Source organism: Sorangium sp. So ce295 (genome assembly GCF_051527405.1).
Lineage (GTDB): Bacteria > Myxococcota_A > Polyangia > Polyangiales > Polyangiaceae > Sorangium > Sorangium cellulosum_B.
The window spans coordinates 682721-700712 of record NZ_CP150324.1; the positions used below are offsets into that span (position 1 = coordinate 682721).

Genomic DNA, 17992 nt, shown 5'->3' on the forward strand with positions numbered 1-17992 from the left:
CGCGACCTATCCGCGGGGATATCTAGATATGCTGCGGGGTGCCGCGACTCATCCGCGAGAACACGGTGATCGGGCACCAGGGTTCGCAGCCTACATGCAAATACGCGAAGATGTGTCGCGCGGCACAGATGATTGCGACGTTGGGCCGACGAGGGTACCGGTGCGAAACGCTGATTCTATCTGGGCGCCGTCGACCAGTCGTCAGTTGCTCCCGCCTCTGCGTGATCCCACCCAGCGCTGCGCCCAGCCCGTCCCCTTCCTTGCACCGGTCGACCGCGCCCGTCAGCGACACGGCGGCCCACGAGACTTGACGGCGCCTGCGCGGAGAGCGAAGCTGGACCAATGGGCCTGAAAGAAGAGATCGACCGCGGACGCTCCACCATCCACACCGATGGCTACCCGATGTCTATCGGCGAGCTCTTGAGCCTTTATCGCGACGGCGAACTTGACATTCATCCTGAGTTTCAACGCTTCTTCCGGTGGAACGACCTTCAAAAGTCGCGGCTCATTGAGTCTCTCCTGCTTGGGATCCCCATCCCGTCGATCTTCGTTGCCCAACGAAAGGACGGCGTCTGGGATGTGGTCGACGGTCTTCAGCGACTCTCCACGATCTTTCAACTCGTAGGCGTTCTTAAGGACGAGCAAGGACAGCTCGTTGAGCCCCTCGTGCTTCGTGCAACCAAGTACCTCCCCTCCCTGGAAGGAAAACGCTGGGAGGATGATACGAGTCCGGAAAACGCATTGGAGCAGGAGAGACTCATCATCAAGCGATCGAAGATCGACGTCAAGATCATTCTTCGAGAAAGCGATGAGCAGAGCAAGTTTGAGCTCTTCCAGCGATTGAACACGGGCGGATCGGCGCTTACGGAGCAGGAACTGCGCAACTGCATCATGGTCATGGTCAATCGCGACTTCTTTGCTTGGATTAGATCGCTCGGACAGAACACGGACTTCAAGCAGTGCACTGCCCTCTCGGAGCGACTTCTCGACGAGCAGTACGATTTGGACCTTGTTACGCGGTTCATCGTACTCCGCACGATCGCCGAGGCTGAGGTCAAAGGCGTTCGTGCGCTGGGGGAGTTCATCACTGACCGGGTCGTTGCGCTCGCTAAAGATGACCAATTCGATCGAAAACGCGAAGAGGACGCGTTTGCCTTCACGTTCGGAGAGTTGGCTCGAACGCTAGGCGACAGCAGCTTCCAGCGGCGCGACGAGAAGACTGGGAAATATCGAGGCGCCTTCCTCATCTCCGCGTACGAAGCCATCGCGATCGGTTTGGGACACAACTCTCAGGCATGGATGGACAGCAGCACGAGGCCCGATGTTGACTCACTGGTGAAGCAATTGTGGTCCAATGCGCGGTTTGTTAAGGCCACGGGCGCCGGGGGCACTGCTCAATACCGACTGCCTGTTACCATCCCTGTTGGGCGCGAGATCTTCAGACCGTGAAGGTTCGGTCAGAAGAGGAGCTTGCGGAACTACTGCAGGGGAACTTGCAGAAGCGGAAGCGTGAGCTGACCGCGATGAAGTTCCTGGTGGATAAGTCGCGCGCTCACGAGCAGCAGATGTTGTTTCGGGTCGGCGTAGCGTTACTGTACGCACACTGGGAGGGCTTCGTTAAGCTCGCTGCAAACGCGTACATCACGTACGTAGATCACCAAGGCTTCGCATATCGTGATCTCATTCCAAGTCTTGGTGGGCTCGCGCTCCGCGGGATGATGATTGATGCAAGTCAAAGCACTAACAAGCACGCTGGTCGGACGAAAATTGTCGAGATCTTGCTTGACGGCTCGGCCGGGATCGCTCGACTGCCCATCGGCGACTTTGTTGACGCAGCTGGGGATCCGGTCAAGTCGGCGAACTTGAATGCGACGGTGCTCGACGACATTCTCGGCCTGCTCGGACTCGATCGCGTGCCCTACGAGGCGAAACGAAATCTCATCGACGAAAAGCTACTTAAGCGTAGGAACGACGTCGCCCATGGTGAGCTCGTCTCGGTAGATGAAGCCACTTTTCGCGAGTTGTATGACGAAATCCTTCAGTTGCTCGAACAGTTCAGTACGGATATAATGAATGCAGCAGCGCTCAAGAGGTACCTACAGCGTCGCTGAGCGATCCGTGCGCTACACCACAGATGCCCGAGGCGGGTCGCGACGCAGGTGTACAAGTGGTTGCGGTGCGGCCCAACCAGGGCTTGCAGGCGACGTCGCTTCGCACCGCGCCTGAAGCCCAGAGCGTTAGGCGCCCCTCTGTCGCAACCGACGAGCCCCATGCGCCAGAAGCAGAACTGACATCCCAAGAAACCCCCAGCCAAGCACAGGGGCCAGGCGATTGTCTCTCCGCCAAGCCTGGTCCACATCCTGATGGCTGCGCACGAGTTTGTCGCCGACGCGGATCTCGTATACCGGAAAGAACTTCTCCTTCGAGAAGACCGGTCCGACGGTATTTGACGCGTCGTACAGAATCGTGACCACCCTTTGATGGGCTTCGCCGATGGCCTTCTCGACGGCGCCCACCGCTTTCGCTTTGCCGAGGTACGTGAACCGTCTTCCATCCTGCAACGTGAAATGGACGTCGTGGTGGACCGTCTCGTGGGAAGTAACCAGTCCGCTCGCGGAGGTGAGGCGGTCGCGTTCCGGAATGCCCTTGTCCGGATCGATCTTGGTAAGCATGAAGAACGACAGCGCCAGCCCCATGATGGCCGTCAGGAACACACTCGCCAGGCCCGGTTGTCGTCGCACCGCGCCAATGTACTCATGAACGTTCGGGCCGGCCACCTAACGAGCCGCTGAACCTGACACCGGGCCGCGCCGGGGTTGTTTCGACCGACGTGCCTTCGGCACATCAGTCTGCTGGCGTCAGTCCTCCGCAAGCGGGTCGTGGCATCCTTGGGAACCGGTGCAGGTTAGCGCCGGTGTTCGGCGCCAGAGCGCGTAGCCGACGGTTGTTGTCGCCCAACACCTGATGCGGGGCGGGAACGCTGCGGGGCAAAGCGCGTCGTCGCCGATGTCACCGCGCCACGCCACGAAGTCGCCGGCCGGCGACGGTCGTGGTAGCGCTGCTCCTGATGGCGAAGGGCAACCGCACGGCGACGACGCGCGAGGTTCGATCCTCGCAGCGACAGCGGCGTGTTCGCGTCTACACCGCCTGGCACCCGGTGCTCGTCGCGCTCCTGGAGCACGTGCTCCCCGAGGGCTGGTACCAGTGCATCTCGGAGTTCCAGCTCGCCCGCGAGCCGCTCCGCGTCGACATCGTCATCCTCCGTCGCAGCCGTCGCGGAGCCCCACCCAGGCCGCGCCTGCTCACGAGCGTGGTGGGCGAGCTGGCCGAGCACACGCTCGTGCACTTCAAGGGGCCGACCGACGAGCTCGAGCGCGACGACGCGCGCATGCTCCTCGCGTACGCGCTCCAGTACCTCGTGGTCGCCGAGATCGAAGCTCCCGCCGCGGTCGCCCTCCGCGTGCTCGCGCCCCGTCTGACCCCGCGCTTCACCGAGGCGCTGACGTCGCTCGGCTGCACGCTCACACCGACCGGGCCGGGTACACACGAGGGGCGGCTCGGTGTCTTCCCGCTGCGGGTGGTGGAGACGGTGCCCGCCAACGCTCGCGAGGGCGAGCATCTGCTGTACACTGTGACCCCTGGGATGGTCGCCGACCCCGGCGGCATCCCGGCGCTCTCCCCGGCGGAGGTCGCGGTGTTCTGGGCGCTCCTGGAGCATGTCGAGCAAGTTCGACACCCCCTCCCGGGGCAGAGGAAGCGGCACATGAAGGACGAAAAGCGGGTCGTCGAGAGCTTCGAGCAGGCGCTGGCACGCCTCGTTGCGCGGCTGCCGCCCGAGCAGCGCATCGCGGGGCTCGCCCCGGAGCAGGTGCTGCAGGCGTACGCGCCCGAGCAGCGCCTCGCGGGGCTCGCCCCGGAGCAGGTGCTGCAGGCGTACGCGCCCGAGCAGCGCCTCGCGGGGCTCGCCCCCGAGCAGCGCCTCGCCGGGCTCACCGAGGCGCAGGCGGTGCTCGCGTTGCCGGACGCGATGCTTCGTGCGTTGTCGGAGGAGTACCTCGCGACGCTGCCCCGCCAAACGCAAGCGGCGATTCAGAAGCGCCTCGGGGCGGCATCGGGGCGGCAGCCCGCGCGCCGACGAAAGACGCGCAGCCCTTCGAGATGACGACGGGAGAACGCAAGCCGCGGTGGTGGTCGCGTGATTCGTTCTTCCTGACCGGGCGCCGAACATGCCAATGCGGCTGACGGCTCGGGCAACCGCGCTTCGCGCGGCAGCCCGCCCCGCAGCAGATTGGCAAGGCGTTCGGCGCCTTCGTTGCGGGGCCGTCAGGATGAGTTGCCGAGGAGTACGTACTCTGCGGTTGCCGACCGCACCGCCTCGCGGCCCAGCGGAGGCGCATGCAGCGCCGCGCGGGCCGGTGGCAAGAGCGCTTTCCTGGGGGGCACGACTGGGATGAACAGCCAGAAAGAAAGGGCTGGGGCATCGCGCTTCTGGGTCACCTGCTACACGGACGCGTCCTTCACCCCAATCGCAGCCGGCTGGGGCGTCTGGCTGAGGTCGACTCGCGGGAGGATCGTGCGGCACGGGGCCTGCCCACCGTATGTCAGCAGCGCCAACGAGGCAGAGCTGGCGGCGATCTTCGCCGGGGTCTACCTGGCGCGGAAGGTGTGGGGCGAGGCTGTGCGCGGGCTCGTCGTGTACACAGACAGCCAGGCGGCTGTTGGCTTTTTGAGCGATGATTCGCTTAAACCACGCACCCAGCGGAACGCTCCAGCGGTTGCAAGGCTGCGCGAGAGGATCCGGACGTTTTCGAACGAGCACGGGATCGAACTGGACCTTCGCTGGGTGAAGGGGCACCAGCGTACGAACACGGTGCGGGCGTACCTGAACGCGCGGTGCGATAAGTTGGCGCGGGCGGCGCGCGCCGTGGCGCAGAGAAGCGAGAAGCGCACTGTCGCCGAGAAATGTGGACGGGAGGCGGGGAGCGCCATCGCCGAGAAGAGCAACGGAACGCCGAACGCAGGCGAGCCGGGGGTCGAGAGATCGCCGGGGCGGTCGAGGAAGCAAAAGAACCGCGAGCGGCGACATCGAGCCCGCGAGAGGAACCGTGCAAAGAAGGTCGCCAGCGTCCCCGATCGCGCCAGGCCTCGCGCGATCGAGCTTCCTGTCGCGTCGGGGATTGACATTGGGCTGGAGGACCGATGTGCTCGAAATCGTGTACGAAGCAAGCGCGATGATGACGAGCGCGCCGAACAAGCCGTTGCATCGGGCGCCCCGCCCAACTTCGCTCCGCTCAGCAGGGCGATGCGCCGCTGAACGGCAGTCGTTGGGCCGCCGGGCGTCATGCTGCACGGGTGGGCCTGGGTGACCGCGGCCTCCCAGGCCCGACGAACGAGAGCCGTGGACATGTGCGCAGCGGGAGCGCAATCCACCGGCGCCTGCCTAGCTCTCGATCGGGGCCCGCTTCCACGGCCAGGATGCGCGGGGCCTCATGACGACGGCACTCGGTACGACGGCGCTCCGTCCGCCAGGGATCGCGCTCGACTGGGCAGGGGTGGGGTGCAGTCGGGCGCGGCTGCAGCCTCTGCTCCTGCGATCCCTGCGCCACCGTTCGCTCCGAGGCTGCCCTTGACGGAGGCCCCACCTCCAGCGCTGCCTGCGTCCCCAGCGCGGCTGCCGCGACGGGAACGGCGGGAACGGCGGGAACGGCGCGACATGGTAGACTGGACAGCGGCGGAAGTGGAGGTTGGGCATGATGGACGCCGAGCAAATTTTCCAGGAGATCCGTAGTCTTCCGACCGATGCGCAGCGCACGCTCATCGAACGTATCGTTCGGGAGCTGGGCGGCACCCGGAGCGAGCCGGCGGGGCTGGCGAACCCACCGGACGATCCGTTCCTGGGACTGCTCGCCGACGAGCCGGAGCTCGCCGACGAGATCCACCAGGTCGCGATCATGTCGCGCCACCAGGGGCGCGAGGCTTTCAATGGCGACGAGAACCCTTCTTGATACGGACATCTGGTCCGAGATCCTCAAGGCGAAGGATCCGATCGTCGCAGAGAGGGCGCGCAAGTATCACGCAGAGCTAGGGCGCTATACGCTCTCAGTGATCACCGTGATGGAGGTAGTTTACGGCTATTCGCGCGTGGGTCGTGACGATCGGATTCAACAATTTTTTGTCGCTGCTGGCGCGAGCAGAGGTCTTGTGGCTTGACCCCACGGTAGCCGAGCTCGCGGGCCGGATCCGAGCCGATCTTGAACGCCTGGGGAGCAAATTGACGATCGAGGATACCCTGATTGCAGCGACGGCGATCCGTCATGGGCTTCCCGTCGCAATGGGAAACACGCGCCATTTCGTCAAGATCCAAGATGCGGGGTACCCGCTCATGCTCGAGAACTGGAGAGAGCCTATCTTATGAACCCGCAGGGTACTCAGGACGCCGTGCGGTACGCATACGGCCCAGCAAGCCGCTGCTGTCGGCGGCGCTTCGCGCCGCGTGGCGGCGGGCCCGAGACGCGTCCCAGCAGGCCGGGGCGCGAACCCAGAAGACCGTGGAGCGCGGCCAGCGGGCCGGAGAGCGCGGCCAGCGCCGCCGAGACGGCCGGGAATCGTGCCAGCAGGTCGGAGGAAGCGTACCAGCAGGTCGGAGGAAGCGTACCAGCAGGTCGGAGGGAGCGTACCAGCAGGTCGGAGGAAGCGTACCAGCAGGTCGGAGGAGCCGCACCAGCAGGTCCGGGTAGCCGCACCAGCAGGTCCGGGTAGCCGCACCAGCAGGTCCGGGTAGCCGCACCAGCAGGTCCGGGTAGCCGTACCAGCGGGTGCTGGCACGCGTCCCGGGGTTGCTGGGGAGTCGCCGGGAGGTGCTGGCGCGGCGCCGGTGGCACCAACACCGCCGTAGCCTTCTCGCGAGCGCGTCGCCCTCGCGCGTGTCGCCCAGGACCCGGCGTTTCGCGCACGCCCCGACCGCCCTCCTCCGTCATCCTCAACCACGTTGCCGCGGCGGCCAGCGTGACGATCGACAAGGCCGAGCGCGTCCTGGTCGACGACGCAACCGTCAAGGCCGTCGCCGAACTGCCGGACAACGGGCGCATCGACGGCCGGATGGCGGTGGACGACGCGGGACGGCTCGTGAGCCACGGCGGCGACGAGAACTTCGGTGGGGGCAGCGTGTTATCCCACCCAAATGGTCTGGGAGATGACGTTGTGAACGCGTTCGTTCATTCGGAAGACAGCGCGAATCTCTTGCGGCACCTGCGGAGTGTCTCTTGCACACCGCGGATCAGATCGCTCTTTGTCCTGAGTGCGCGGTTTTGTTGTGACTGCGATATTATGAATTTCTCTTCTTGCGTTAGCTTGTCTTCGTCCAGATGCGCTGGAAAGTCGTCGAAATTTGTGCACTTTTCGAGGCTGTTGAGGAGAAACTCTCCGATTTCCGCCTCGTCCACGCATGGCGCGCTGTATGTCAAGACGAACAGTAGGTTTCTGTGATCTCTGATCCCGCCGCAAACATAGGCATTGGACAAGGTCTCTCGTACTCTGCATTCTTCTACCTCTTTTTGCAGTGCCTCGACCTTGGCGGCTTTCTCCACCCCGGCGTCGTCCGTTTCTCCCGGAGGAGACGTCGCCGGGGCTGGCGGGATGGCTGTGGCTTTCGCGCGCGCTTTCACTGCGCGTCGGCACGCAGCGAGCTCCCGCTTCACTTCCGCATCAGGGATGGACGCCGCGCTCTTTCCCATGGCCGGAGGTCTGCGCTCCCGCGTCGCCCAGCCGACCAGCACGCCACCACCAAAGACGAGGCCGAGCACGGCCACCGCGATGAGGAGATGAACCATGAGGCCGGCGCTCTCGGGGCGTTTGCTCATGTGTCAACCTCCTACGGCTTCGGTGCCTGCTTCATCATCGGTGGGAGTTTCGGGGGCGTCTCCGTGCACGTCCAGACGAACTCCTTCAGGCTGCGGAGCAGCTCTTCTTCCGTGAGCGTCTCACGAACCCGGATCGCTTCCGCGACCAGGCTCGACTCTTCCTTCGTGAGGTCGCCCGAGCGAAAATCCGCCGGAATGTCCGAGAGCGCCGCGCAGCTGTCGAAGTTCTGCTCGATGAGATCGGCAGCCCTGGACTTCGGCCCGCACATCAACCCATCCTTCGGTAAATCCATCAGCGCGCTGAACTGACGAGCCGCGGCGCTGCAAACCTCGGCGTTGACCAGGATTTCGCTCTTCCTGCACCGCTTCAGCTCGACCTCGAGCTCATCGACGGTGGCTGCTCTTTCGGGAGCGTCTTGTCGCCCTTCCCCCGGAGGAGCCTCGGCTGCCGGAGCCGTCGCTCGCGGCTCCGGACGAGCTGCCAGCTGTTCTCGACATGCAGCCAGCTCTCCCCGGTCTATCCGAATCCAGGGATCCGAAGCAGGCTCCGCGCTCTTCTCCTTCGCCGGCGGCCTCCGGTCCAGGAGCGATCTGCCGACGAGCACGCCGGAGCCAAAGGCAGGGACGAGCAAGACCGTCGCTGCCAGAACACGGACGGCGTGCCCCGTTTTCGTGGCGTTCTCCGTCATGAGTCGCGTCACCTCCGGCCGCGACGCCGCGCCAAGATCTTCTCCGCCGCCGTGAGCGGTCGTCCCTCCGGCGCCGCGCCGCCCGCGCCCGCTGCGTGTCCGCCCCCCGGGGACGCGGGTCGAGGCCCCGCCGCCGACCCAGGTTGAGGCCCCGCCGCCGACCCAGGTTGAGGCCCCACCGCCGGCCCAGGTCGAGGCCACGAACCAGGTTGAGGCCACGACGCCGCCGACCCAGGTTGAGGTCCCGGCGTCCCCGCCGGCGGCGCTGTTCTCCGTGGCATCGTCGCCGCCTGCGCGGCCTCGCCGCGCTCACCGGCGCGCGGCGCCGGGCTCGTCTCCGTGCCCTCGCGCTGCGCGCGCCCCCGCTCCCGAGCCGACAGCAGCGCCCCCACGGTCGCGCCCGCGGCGGCCGGCTCCGCGGCGGCTCCCCACCGCGCCGCGCGGAGCCGCTCTCCCGCCCGCGCGAGCCACGCCGCCGCAGCTTCCGGCAGCGCGAGCCGCCGCGCCGCCACCGCGAGCAGCAGCGCGAGCGCTGCGAAGAACACCAGGCTCGGCGTCGCGTCCCGGTACGCGAAGCGCTTCGAGGCCCGATCCTCGAAGATGCCCGCGAGCGTGTCGCGCCGCTTGCCTCCGGTGAACTCCGCGATCCGCCCGAGCAGCGACAGATCGCTGCCCGTCGGGCGCAGCTCCTCGCCGGCGGTCATCGCCGCCCCCGTCGTCCCGACCGCCTCCCCCGTGAGCTCGTCCCGGGCCACCGCCACGTAGGTCCCCGGCCGTGACAGCGGCAGCTTCGCGGTGTACGCCCCCGCGCCCGTCGCCTCGAGCGGGAGCTCGCGCGAGAAGCCGTCGGGCCCCGCGACGTGCACGATCAGCCGGCGGAACGACTGCGCACGCCCGTCGTCGCCGATCACGCTCGCCCGCACCGACAGCTCGCCGCCCGACGCGTCCGCCTCCAGGCGCACGCGCGGATCCTCCTCCTTGCGTGTCACGTCGCGCGCGGCCTGCGCGATCATCCGCGCCGCGCCGGGCCAGCGGGTCCACGCGGCGCCCCAGCGGCCCTTGAGATCGCTCGTGAACGCGGCGGCCCGGCCGAGCCCCGCCGACCACACGGCGAGCACCGGATCGCCCTCCGGCCCGGACAGCAGCACCGTGGACCGGCTCTTGGCGACCGTCACCACGTAGCCCCCGAGCGGGGGCGCCTCGCCGAACGGCACGCCGGCGGTGATCGACGACGGCGCGCCCAGCGCGACGTGGAAAGGCTCCTCCACGATCGCGCTCTTCGCCGCCATGATGGTCTCCTGCGTGAACACCGCGGGCAGCCGCGTGGCGTCCTCGACGAGGTAGAAGCGGCCCCCGCCGATGCGCGACAGCGCCTCGAGCTCCGGCACGTCGCTGCCCTGGCCCAGCGCCACGACGCTCGTCGTCGTCCCGCGGCGCATCGCCGCCTCCACCATCGCGCGGCACGGCCCCATGTTCTCCGCGTCCGACCCGTCGGCGAAGAGCAGCACGTGCTTCAGGCTCGAGGTGTCCCGGTCGAGCGCCTGGTAGGCCGCCTCGAGGGTGATGTCGACGTAGATGCCGCCGCCGCCCGGGCCCACCGCGCGGATCGCCTTCTCGATCGCGGCGCCGTCCGCGACCGGCCCGAGCGGCACGCTCCACCGCACCGCCGTGTCGACGTGCGCGACGCCGAGCCGATCTCCCGGGCCGAGCAGCGAGGCCGACCGGGCCGCGGCCTCGTTGGCGAGCTCGAGCTTCGTGTGGGCGCCGGCGGTCGCCGCCATCGATCCGGAGATGTCGATGCCGATCACCTCCGCCAGGCTCGCCCGCCGCCGCTCCTGCTTCAGGTCGAACGCGACGGGCGAGATCTCCTCGAGCGGCGTCCGCGCGTAGCCGCCCGGCCCCATGCTCCGATCGCCGCCCATCAGGATGAGCCCGCCGCCGAGATCGCGGACGTAGCTCGCGAGCGCGTCGATCTGGCCCGGCGAGAGATCCGACGCGCGGATGTCGCTGAGCACCACGACGTCGTAGCCGGCGAGCTCGCCGAGATCGGCAGGGACGCGGCTCAGGCCGCCCTCGTCCACGCGGAACGCGCCGTCCGCGAGCGCCCGCGCGATGAACGCGCCCTGCCCGGCGTCGCCCTCCAGCACGAGGGCCGCCGCGGCCCCGCGGACGCGCAGGAACGCGCTCGCCGCGTTGTCCTCCGCGGCCTCGTCGAGCCTCGGATCCTTCGCGGTGATCTCGACGTCGTAGCGGTGCAGCCCGGGCCCCGGCGCCTTCTCCCGGATGCGCAGCACGTCTTCCCCCGCGGCGATCGAGGCCTCGGTGCGGGCGATGAGCTCGCCGTCGCGGCGGAGGCGGATCTCGACCTCGGCCGGCGACGGAGACGAGGTGACGAGCCGCAGATCGAGCGCCTCACCCTCGTCGGCCCGCGCGGGCGCGCGGAGGGCGACCACGCGGACGTCGGGGACGAGCCGCTGCTCCAGCGGGATCACGTCGACAGGGAGGCCGGCGGCGACGGCGGCGGCTGCCGCGGCCATCGTGTCGCCGCGGGTCGCGACGCCGTCGCTGAGCAGCACGACGCGCGCCGCGGAGTCCGGCGGCACCTCGGCGAGCGCGCGCCGGAGGCCGGCGGCGAGGTCCGTCCCGTCCCGACCGAGCGCGACCCGCTGCGGGGCCGCGAGCTGCGAGCGCGGGCGCGGCGGATCCTCGGTCGCCGCGCCCGCGGCGAACGCGATGGTGGCGATCCGATCGTCCTCGCGCATGCCGAGCTCGGCGACGGAGAGCTCCTGCGCGACGCGCCGGTCGGCGCTCGGTACGAGGTCGATCGAGCGGCTGCGATCGATTGCGACAAGGACGGTGAGCCGGTCGAGTGGCCGGCCAAGCTCTGGCCCGGCCACGGCCATCGCCGCGGCGAACGCAGCGAAGGGGGCGAGGAGGTCGCCGAGCCGCGAGCGCCACGCCCCCTGCCGGCGGGCGTGCGCCGAGGCGAGCGCGAGCGCGAGGTACCGGAGCGCGATGAACGACGTGGCGCCCAGCGCGAGCAGCGCGCCCCAGGGCCGCGCGAGCCGGAGATAGGCGTCCGGGAGCAGGCCGCACCAGACGAGGCCCACGTAGAGCGCCGGCAGCGCGCCTGCCACCATCCAGCCGAGCAGGATCGGGCGGCGGAGCGCGCCGCGCCGGAGGGCGAGGCGCAGCAGCGCCGCGAAGACGAGCGCGCCGGCGAGCGTGGCGGCGTAGGGGAGGGCGCGCAGCGCGGCCGCCGGGATCAAGGAGGCCTCCGTTCGGTCCGCATGCGGGGGAGCCGCAGTAAATCATCTTTGCGGGGGCCCGGGGACGCCGCTTCGGCGGGTGTGGCCGAGTGCCCCATCGGCGACGTCGTGGGGCGTCTGTGTCGGTGTCGAGCGGGTTTCATGGGGCGCTCCGGCGCATCGGAGCACCTTTCCATGTTTGTCAGGGATGGCACGCCGTCTGCTTGAGCGCGGGTCATGGGCGCGGCGAAACCGCGCAGCCGGGGCAGGAGAGATCATGTCGCGCATCGAGACCACGGACACCTGGAACGGTACGGGCAGCGGCGCGTGGGATCTCGACGAGGGCCTCGGTGAGCCCGCGGGCAGCGCGCACTACCAGGAGGGGGATCTCATCGCGGGCAAGTACCGCCTGGTCCGCAGGATCGGCGAGGGGGCGATGGGCACGGTCTGGATCGCGACGCACGTGGCGCTCGGGTCGGAGGTCGCGATCAAGCTGATGCGGCCCGAGCTCCGGTCGCCGGAGCTCGCGGAGTACTTCGTCCGCGAGGCGCGCGCCGCGGGCCGGCTGAACCACGCGGAGGTCGTCCGGATCTTCGACCTCGGCGAGACCGCGGCGGGGGACCCCTACCTGGTGATGGAGCTCATCGAGGGCGAGTCGCTGAGGAGCGCGCTCTCGCGCGAGGCGGCGATGACGCCGGAGCGGGCGATCGCGCTGCTCCTCCCGGTCGCCGGCGCGATGCACGCGGTGCACGAGAAGGGGGTCGTCCACCGCGACCTCAAGCCGGACAACGTGATGCTGGTGCGCCGCGGCGGCGGCCGATTCCAGCCGAAGATCGTCGATTTCGGCGTCGCGAAGATCGTCTCCGAGCGCGAGGCGAGCCAGGCGTCGGCGGCGTTCGAGGTCTTCGGCACTCCCGATTACATGCCGCCGGAGCAGGTGCTCGCCGTCCCTGACATCGATCGCCGCGCCGATGTCTGGGCGCTCTGCGCGATGCTGTACGAGCTCCTGTCGGGCCGGCCCCCGTTCTCGTCAAGGAACGCGCTGGACGGCCTGCGGGCGGTGCTGCAGGACGCGGTGCCGTCGCTCGTCGACACGTGCGGCCTCGACGCGGAGCTCTGGGCGATCGTGGAGCGCGGGCTGCGGAAGGAGCCGTCCTCGCGCTGGTCGAGCATGCGCGAGCTCGGCGAGGCGCTCGCCGCGTGGCTCCGGGCGCGGGGAATTCGGGAGGACGCTCGCGGCGTGTCGCTCGAGGGGGAATGGCTTCCTTGCGAGGAGCCCTGTGTGCCTGAGGGCAATGGCGCGACGCCGCGCGTATCCTGGTGGGTGGAGGAGCGGAGCCGGCCGAGCCGCCGGTGGTCGTCGCGCCGCCGGGTGCACCGTGCGTCCCGGGGCCGGCCTCACGGCGAGCAGACGGCCTGCCCTTGAGAGATCCCCCTGAATCGACCGGCGTCCGCCCTGCGAGCGCGGGTCACCGCGAGGGCTGACCCGTGCGCAGCGGGCCACCTCGCGACGTGGGCCAGAGCATGCAATTGGCCGCCGAACCCGGGATCGTGAAGACATCCATCCCATGCTCGAAGGTCTGCACGAAGACCTCGAGCTGGCCGTCTCCGTCGAGATCTCCCACCGCCGGCGGGGCGGGCGCGCCGTTGCCGTTGCCGTTGCTGCCGGGGTTCGGCAGGGGCACGTCGTGAAGGACCGCGCCGTTCGCGCCGAGGATCACGAGGTTGCCGGAGTCGAGCACGTCGGGAGCGCCGTAGGTCGCCAGCAAGACCTCGGGTGAGCCGTCCTGGTTCAGGTCGGCCACGGTGGCCTCGGTCGCGAACATGATCGATTTGCCGTGCGTGTAGTTGTATCGCCAGAGGAGCGACGCATCGGGGCCGAACGCATAGAGATAGCCGTCGTTCATCGGCACGATGATCTCGGGCCGCGCGTCCCCCTGGAGGTTCACCGTCGTCGGCGAGGGCACGCCGGTCGGCGGGTAATAACCGTCGATTTCGAGCGGCCTCTCGCCGCGCGGGAGCGTCTCCCACCCGGGCTTGCGCATCGCCGATCGGCTGCCGTCGCCGTGCGCGCCCTCGAGCACCATCACCGCATACGCCTGCGTCTCGTAGGGCTCGTGCATCTCGACGTTCGGCACGCCGACGACCTCGTTCCGCCCGTCCCCGTCGAGATCGACCACGTTCGGCGGCGACGCGGTCCACTGCAGCCACTCGGCGGAGCTCGGGTGCGGCCACGTCCCGGTATGGAGATGGTAATGGTCGCCCTCCACCTTCGGATCCGCCCAGCGGATGAACTGGCCCCAGGTCAGCGGCTGGTCGGTGAACGCCTCGTCGCGATTCTTGAAATACGGCGCGGCGTCGATCGCCACGCCGTCGTGGTTGAACGCCTGGATGTGGTGGTTGTCGTACGTGGCCAAGATCTCGAGCTCCGGGTCGTCGTCGATGTCGCCGATGCCGACGTTGAGCCCATAACACCCGAACCCCGAGTGCCCCATGCCGTTGCGATCGGCGTCGTTCCCCGGGCCGCTCTGGCTGTTGTACCGAGGCCAGGCCGCGAAGGCGGCGCCCGCGGGTGCGGGTTGATAGAGCGACCCATCCGCGCTGAAGACGAAGACCTGCGCGCCGCCGTCCTCGGTGGTCGCGGTCTGGGTCGTCGTCGCCACCACCTCGATGGTGCCGTCGCCGTCGAGATCCGCCGCGGCGAGCCCGCGCACCTCGGGGGCGCTGCCGGCCGTTGTGGTGTCCACCGGCCACCCGGCTTTCGGCGCGAGCCCGTCGTTCCATTCGAATGCGAAGACCTGATGACCGTTGCCATAAACGATGTCGATCGCGCCATCGCCCTCGAGGTCGGCGACCACGTGCGGCGCGTAAACCCGGTCCTCGCCGGCCTCGGCGCGATCGATCTCCTTCCCGTTCGAGTCGAAGACGAAGAGCGCATAGTAAGCGGCGATGAGCTCGTTCCGACCGTCGCCGTCGAGGTCCATCACCACCGGCGACGCGTACCAGCTCGTCTGCCCGGGCAGGACCATCCGGTGCTCGGGCGCCTGCACCTCGCCGGCGCTCGTGCCCACCTCGCAGATCGGGTTGCGCGTGCCGCCCGTGCTGCCCGTGCGGCCGCCGGCGCCGCTCGCGCCACCCCCGATCTCGCCCCCGGCGCAGGCCGTCGCGAGCAGCGCGAGGAGCAACGCCGCGCTGCCGAAGGGCCCCGCACCCAGGCCGGTGCGCGCGGCCCATGGCAACGGGGGCGGGTGCTGAGGTCCGGTGGGGAATACGCGACCGGAACGGCACGGGCGGCGCTGGGTAACCATGGGTCCTCCGGGGGATGCGCCCGCGGGCGACGCCCGCCGGTGGAAAAGGACAGGAGCCAAGCTCATCGAGATTACCAGGAACCTTGAGAGTCGGGGATACGAGAGTCCGGCCGAGGGGGAGCCTCGCGGGACCGCCGTGTGGGTGGTTGCGCAGGGCAGAGTGTGGTTCGTTGCCAGTGGTGGTGTATCCTGTAGATCTCGGAGAGTGACGACGCGTTCACCCCTGGAGGCGCCGCATGGCCACGATAGAAGCGTTCATTCCGACGGTGGCACTCTTCGAGACGATCACCGACATCGCTCGTTCTCGCAAAGCGCACCTCGTGTTCCAGCGCTTCGAGGGCGCGCACGGCGGTGCGGCGCTCTCCGTCGTCGAAGCGAGCCCTCTCGCGGCTCACGAGTATCTGCGAGGCGGCTATCAGCTAGTGTACCTGGCGTCGCGGAGGGCGCCCGCCAGCGAGCAGGACTGGGGCTTCTTCGACCGTGAGGCCGCAAATCTGCTCGAGTTCGCCGGTGCGCGTCAGCGCGGTCAGGATCTCGAGCAGGTGACGATCCGCCCGGTGGCGAAGAAGACCAGCGTGACCAGGTTGTTCGCCGCGACCAGGGCTGCGATCGTGGCGAGCTGCAAACAAGGAATGCGGCTCAACGGTCGGCTCTACCCGAAGATCTTCTACGCGAAGGAGCTGGAGGCCCGGAGTTTCCAGCTGTGGGTCGATATCGAGACGAGGACCATATCCGCCGAGGTGGTCGGGTAGGACCTCTGGCTCCTCGCGGCGCGGCCTTGGCGGCCTGGCGGTCTTTCCGCTGATCCGCGGCGCTTCCCCGCCGCAGCGCTAGGCGGTGGGGCTGTCGCGGCCTCGCAGCTGTCGGGGCACGCGCGTGAAATACCAGACGTCGAAGACCACGAAGCCGAGCGCGGCGAGCGCCAGCAGCCACGTCCACTCGACGTGGGCGTCCGGCTGTCCCGCCGCGCTGGAGACGGCGACCTCGCCGCCTCCCTCCGCGAGGAGCGGCCTCGTCGTGAGGTCGCTCTCGGCGACGCTCGTGAGGTTCGCCGGCACCACGACGGACCCGGCCTGCGGTCCCTGCCAGGCGAGGCGGTAGAAGCCGGCGCGGGGCGTCTCCGCGATCACCGCGATGCCGGCGCGCTGCGCGACCTCGAGCCGCTCGCCCGCAGGGCCGATCGCCTGGAGGTCCCGCGCGGTCGCCGGGACGCTCACGCGCAGCGGCTCGCCGGTGCGCGCGGGGCCTGTGATGCCGTGGGCGCGGTGGGCCCGCGCCTGCTCGAGCAGGTTGCGCACGAACAGCACGAACGACGCCTTGAGCGGCCAGTCGCTCTCGCCCACGTCGAAGCCGAGCAGCGTGCCGGTCCGCGAGGCGGTGGAGATGTCGGTCGCGATCGTGCCCTCCTGGGCGCGGATCAGCTCCTGCGTCGCCGCCTCCGGCTTGAGGGACGAGGCCACGCGGAGGTTCACGCCGTCCAGCGTCAGGAAGCGCAGCCGCGGATCCGCCGTGTCCCACGACGTGAGCGTGGGGCGATCGAGCGCCTGCCCGACGAGCGTGCCGGCGCAGCGCCCGGGCGGCGGGTTCACGATCAGCAGATCGCCCCCCGGAGGATCGGGCGGGCACGCGCCGTCGATCACCACGAACGTGTCGGGATCGAGCCCGGGCTTCCCGAGCAGATCCGCGAGCGCGCCCGAGGTCACCGAGGTCATCGGATCGGACGCGAGCGCCCGCTCGATCCAGACGGAGCCGCCCGAGGGCGCTCCCGGCTGCGCGCCCTGGGCGTCGCCGCCCTGGCCCTTGCCGGCCGACGCGAGGAACACCGGGAGCTTGTCGCCGGCCGGCACGCGGCCGTAGGCGACGTCGTCGAGCGGCATCGCGTCGCGCGGCGAGAGCTCGAAGACGAGCCCCTTGCGGTGGTCGCCGGGCGACGGGCGGAACGTGAGCACGACAGGGAGGCGCTCGCCCGGCTTGACCAGCACGCGCCGCGAGCCGAGCACGTCCGACGCGTTGTCCTGCCGCATCGTCACGTACACGTCGCGCGGCTGCGCCCCGAAGTTCGCGACCACGAGGAAGGCCTGCACCTCCTCGCGCTGCTCCGATGGCTTGCCGTCCGCGCCGCTCGCTCCCCCCACCGCGCTCCCGGAGCGCACGTCGACGCGGACGATGGCGGCGTTGTCGACCGGATCACCCACGGTGATGACCTCCACCGGCAGCGACACGCCGCGCAGCGAGGCGGGGCGGGCGAGGTTGCCGTCGGTGATCGCGACGACCCGGCGGGCGCCGCCGAGCTGGCGGAGCCGGTCGATCCCGAGCGCCACCGCGGCCTCGAGGTCGCCCTCGACGTCGCGCGCTGCGATGGGGTCGATCGCCGCCTTGAGCCGGACCAGATCGCGATCGAGCGCCGCGACGAGGCGCGCGTCGCGCCCCGCCTCGACGATCAGCGCGTCGCTGCCCGGGGCGAGGCCGGAGAGGAGGTCCCTGGCGAGCTGCTTCGCGAGCTCGACGCGCGTCGTCGCCTCGCCGGCCGGCCCTCGAGCGGCCGCGGACATCGAGGCGCTCGTGTCGAGGACGATCGCCACGTGATCGCCGGTGAGCTCGCGCCCGCGCGAGGCGGGGCGTGCGAGCGCGAGCGCGAGGAGGGCGAGCGCGAGCGCCTGCAGGACGAGCGGCAGCTGGGCGATGAGCTTCCTGAAGGGCGCGCGCGCCATGAGATCGCGCTGCGCGGCGGCCCAGAGCCACGTCGAGGGGACGCGCCGGCGGCTCCGCTTGATCTTGAGGATGTAGAGCAGGACGAGCGGGCCGAGCAGCGCGAGCAGCCACAGGCCGCCGGGCGAGAGCAGCGCGAGCGGGGCGCCCGCGGAGGCCTGTGCGAGCGGGGCGGCCAC

At 69.4% G+C, this 17992-nt stretch carries 14 protein-coding genes; 8 read left to right on the forward strand and 6 right to left on the reverse strand.

Annotated elements, in window-relative coordinates:
* Window positions 1-342: 342 nt before the first annotated feature.
* On the forward strand, window positions 343-1449 hold the full coding sequence (locus tag WMF11_RS02585) for a DUF262 domain-containing protein (protein WP_437976292.1): 1107 nt from the start codon (window positions 343-345) through the stop codon (window positions 1447-1449).
* On the forward strand, window positions 1446-2111 hold the full coding sequence (locus WMF11_RS02590; RefSeq protein ID WP_437976293.1) for an MAE_28990/MAE_18760 family HEPN-like nuclease: 666 nt from the start codon (window positions 1446-1448) through the stop codon (window positions 2109-2111). The genes WMF11_RS02585 and WMF11_RS02590 overlap by 4 nt, the downstream gene beginning before the upstream one ends.
* Window positions 2112-2237: 126 nt before the next feature.
* Here WMF11_RS02590 and WMF11_RS02595 read toward each other — a convergent pair whose 3' ends face one another.
* A complete protein-coding gene (locus tag WMF11_RS02595; RefSeq protein WP_437976294.1) occupies window positions 2238-2741 on the reverse strand; it encodes a hypothetical protein in 504 nt (167 codons plus the stop codon).
* Between the two features lie 326 nt (window positions 2742-3067).
* On the opposite strand from WMF11_RS02595, the gene WMF11_RS02600 reads away from it, so the two are divergent.
* From WMF11_RS02600 to WMF11_RS02615, 4 genes are all read left to right on the forward strand, one after another.
* The gene (locus tag WMF11_RS02600) at window positions 3068-4162 is read left to right on the forward strand and encodes a hypothetical protein (protein WP_437976295.1); all 1095 of its coding nucleotides are present in this window, start codon (window positions 3068-3070) and stop codon (window positions 4160-4162) included.
* A 288-nt stretch (window positions 4163-4450) separates the two neighbouring features.
* Window positions 4451-5314 carry a ribonuclease H family protein gene (locus WMF11_RS02605; protein ID WP_437976296.1) on the forward strand — a complete coding sequence of 288 codons (864 nt, stop codon included), beginning with the start codon at window positions 4451-4453 and terminating at the stop codon, window positions 5312-5314.
* Between the two features lie 436 nt (window positions 5315-5750).
* On the forward strand, window positions 5751-6005 hold the full coding sequence (locus WMF11_RS02610) for a hypothetical protein (RefSeq protein ID WP_437590638.1): 255 nt from the start codon (window positions 5751-5753) through the stop codon (window positions 6003-6005).
* Window positions 6006-6148: 143 nt separating this feature from the next.
* Window positions 6149-6415 carry a PIN domain-containing protein gene (locus tag WMF11_RS02615; RefSeq protein ID WP_437976297.1) on the forward strand — a complete coding sequence of 89 codons (267 nt, stop codon included), beginning with the start codon at window positions 6149-6151 and terminating at the stop codon, window positions 6413-6415.
* 799 nt (window positions 6416-7214) lie between these two features.
* On the opposite strand, the gene WMF11_RS02620 is transcribed toward WMF11_RS02615, so the two are convergent.
* The 3 genes from WMF11_RS02620 to WMF11_RS02630 form a co-directional block, all read right to left on the reverse strand.
* Window positions 7215-7859, reverse strand: a complete 645-nt coding sequence (locus tag WMF11_RS02620) for a hypothetical protein (protein WP_437976298.1) — start codon at window positions 7857-7859, stop codon at window positions 7215-7217.
* Window positions 7860-7870: 11 nt separating this feature from the next.
* Window positions 7871-8128 carry a hypothetical protein gene (locus WMF11_RS02625; RefSeq protein WP_437976299.1) on the reverse strand — a complete coding sequence of 86 codons (258 nt, stop codon included), beginning with the start codon at window positions 8126-8128 and terminating at the stop codon, window positions 7871-7873.
* Between the two features lie 428 nt (window positions 8129-8556).
* Window positions 8557-11817 carry a VWA domain-containing protein gene (locus tag WMF11_RS02630; protein WP_437976300.1) on the reverse strand — a complete coding sequence of 1087 codons (3261 nt, stop codon included), beginning with the start codon at window positions 11815-11817 and terminating at the stop codon, window positions 8557-8559.
* Window positions 11818-12073: 256 nt separating this feature from the next.
* Between WMF11_RS02630 and WMF11_RS02635 the strand changes: the two genes are divergently transcribed.
* Entirely contained in the window at window positions 12074-13222 is a 1149-nt protein-coding gene (locus WMF11_RS02635; protein WP_437976301.1) for a serine/threonine-protein kinase, read from the forward strand.
* Between the two features lie 43 nt (window positions 13223-13265).
* Here WMF11_RS02635 and WMF11_RS02640 read toward each other — a convergent pair whose 3' ends face one another.
* Entirely contained in the window at window positions 13266-15035 is a 1770-nt protein-coding gene (locus WMF11_RS02640) for an FG-GAP repeat domain-containing protein (RefSeq protein WP_437976302.1), read from the reverse strand.
* 389 nt (window positions 15036-15424) lie between these two features.
* Here WMF11_RS02640 and WMF11_RS02645 point away from each other — a divergent pair, with 389 nt between their 5' ends.
* Window positions 15425-15856, forward strand: a complete 432-nt coding sequence (locus tag WMF11_RS02645; protein WP_437976303.1) for a hypothetical protein — start codon at window positions 15425-15427, stop codon at window positions 15854-15856.
* A gap of 78 nt (window positions 15857-15934) precedes the next feature.
* Here the strand turns inward: WMF11_RS02645 and WMF11_RS02650 are convergent, their stop codons facing one another.
* The gene (locus tag WMF11_RS02650) at window positions 15935-17992 is read right to left on the reverse strand and encodes a vWA domain-containing protein (protein ID WP_437976304.1); all 2058 of its coding nucleotides are present in this window, start codon (window positions 17990-17992) and stop codon (window positions 15935-15937) included.

Excerpts from the sequence above, each read along its gene's own strand:
- WMF11_RS02585 (WP_437976292.1), top strand. The coding sequence starts at position 343 with ATGGGCCTGAAAGAAGAGATCGACCGCGGACGCTCCACCATCCACACC.
- WMF11_RS02600 (WP_437976295.1), top strand. The coding sequence starts at position 3,068 with ATGGCGAAGGGCAACCGCACGGCGACGACGCGCGAGGTTCGATCCTCG.
- WMF11_RS02605 (WP_437976296.1), top strand. The coding sequence starts at position 4,451 with ATGAACAGCCAGAAAGAAAGGGCTGGGGCATCGCGCTTCTGGGTCACC.
- WMF11_RS02610 (WP_437590638.1), top strand. The coding sequence starts at position 5,751 with ATGATGGACGCCGAGCAAATTTTCCAGGAGATCCGTAGTCTTCCGACC.
- WMF11_RS02620 (WP_437976298.1), bottom strand. The coding sequence starts at position 7,859 with ATGAGCAAACGCCCCGAGAGCGCCGGCCTCATGGTTCATCTCCTCATC.
- WMF11_RS02625 (WP_437976299.1), bottom strand. The coding sequence starts at position 8,128 with ATGTGCGGGCCGAAGTCCAGGGCTGCCGATCTCATCGAGCAGAACTTC.
- WMF11_RS02635 (WP_437976301.1), top strand. The coding sequence starts at position 12,074 with ATGTCGCGCATCGAGACCACGGACACCTGGAACGGTACGGGCAGCGGC.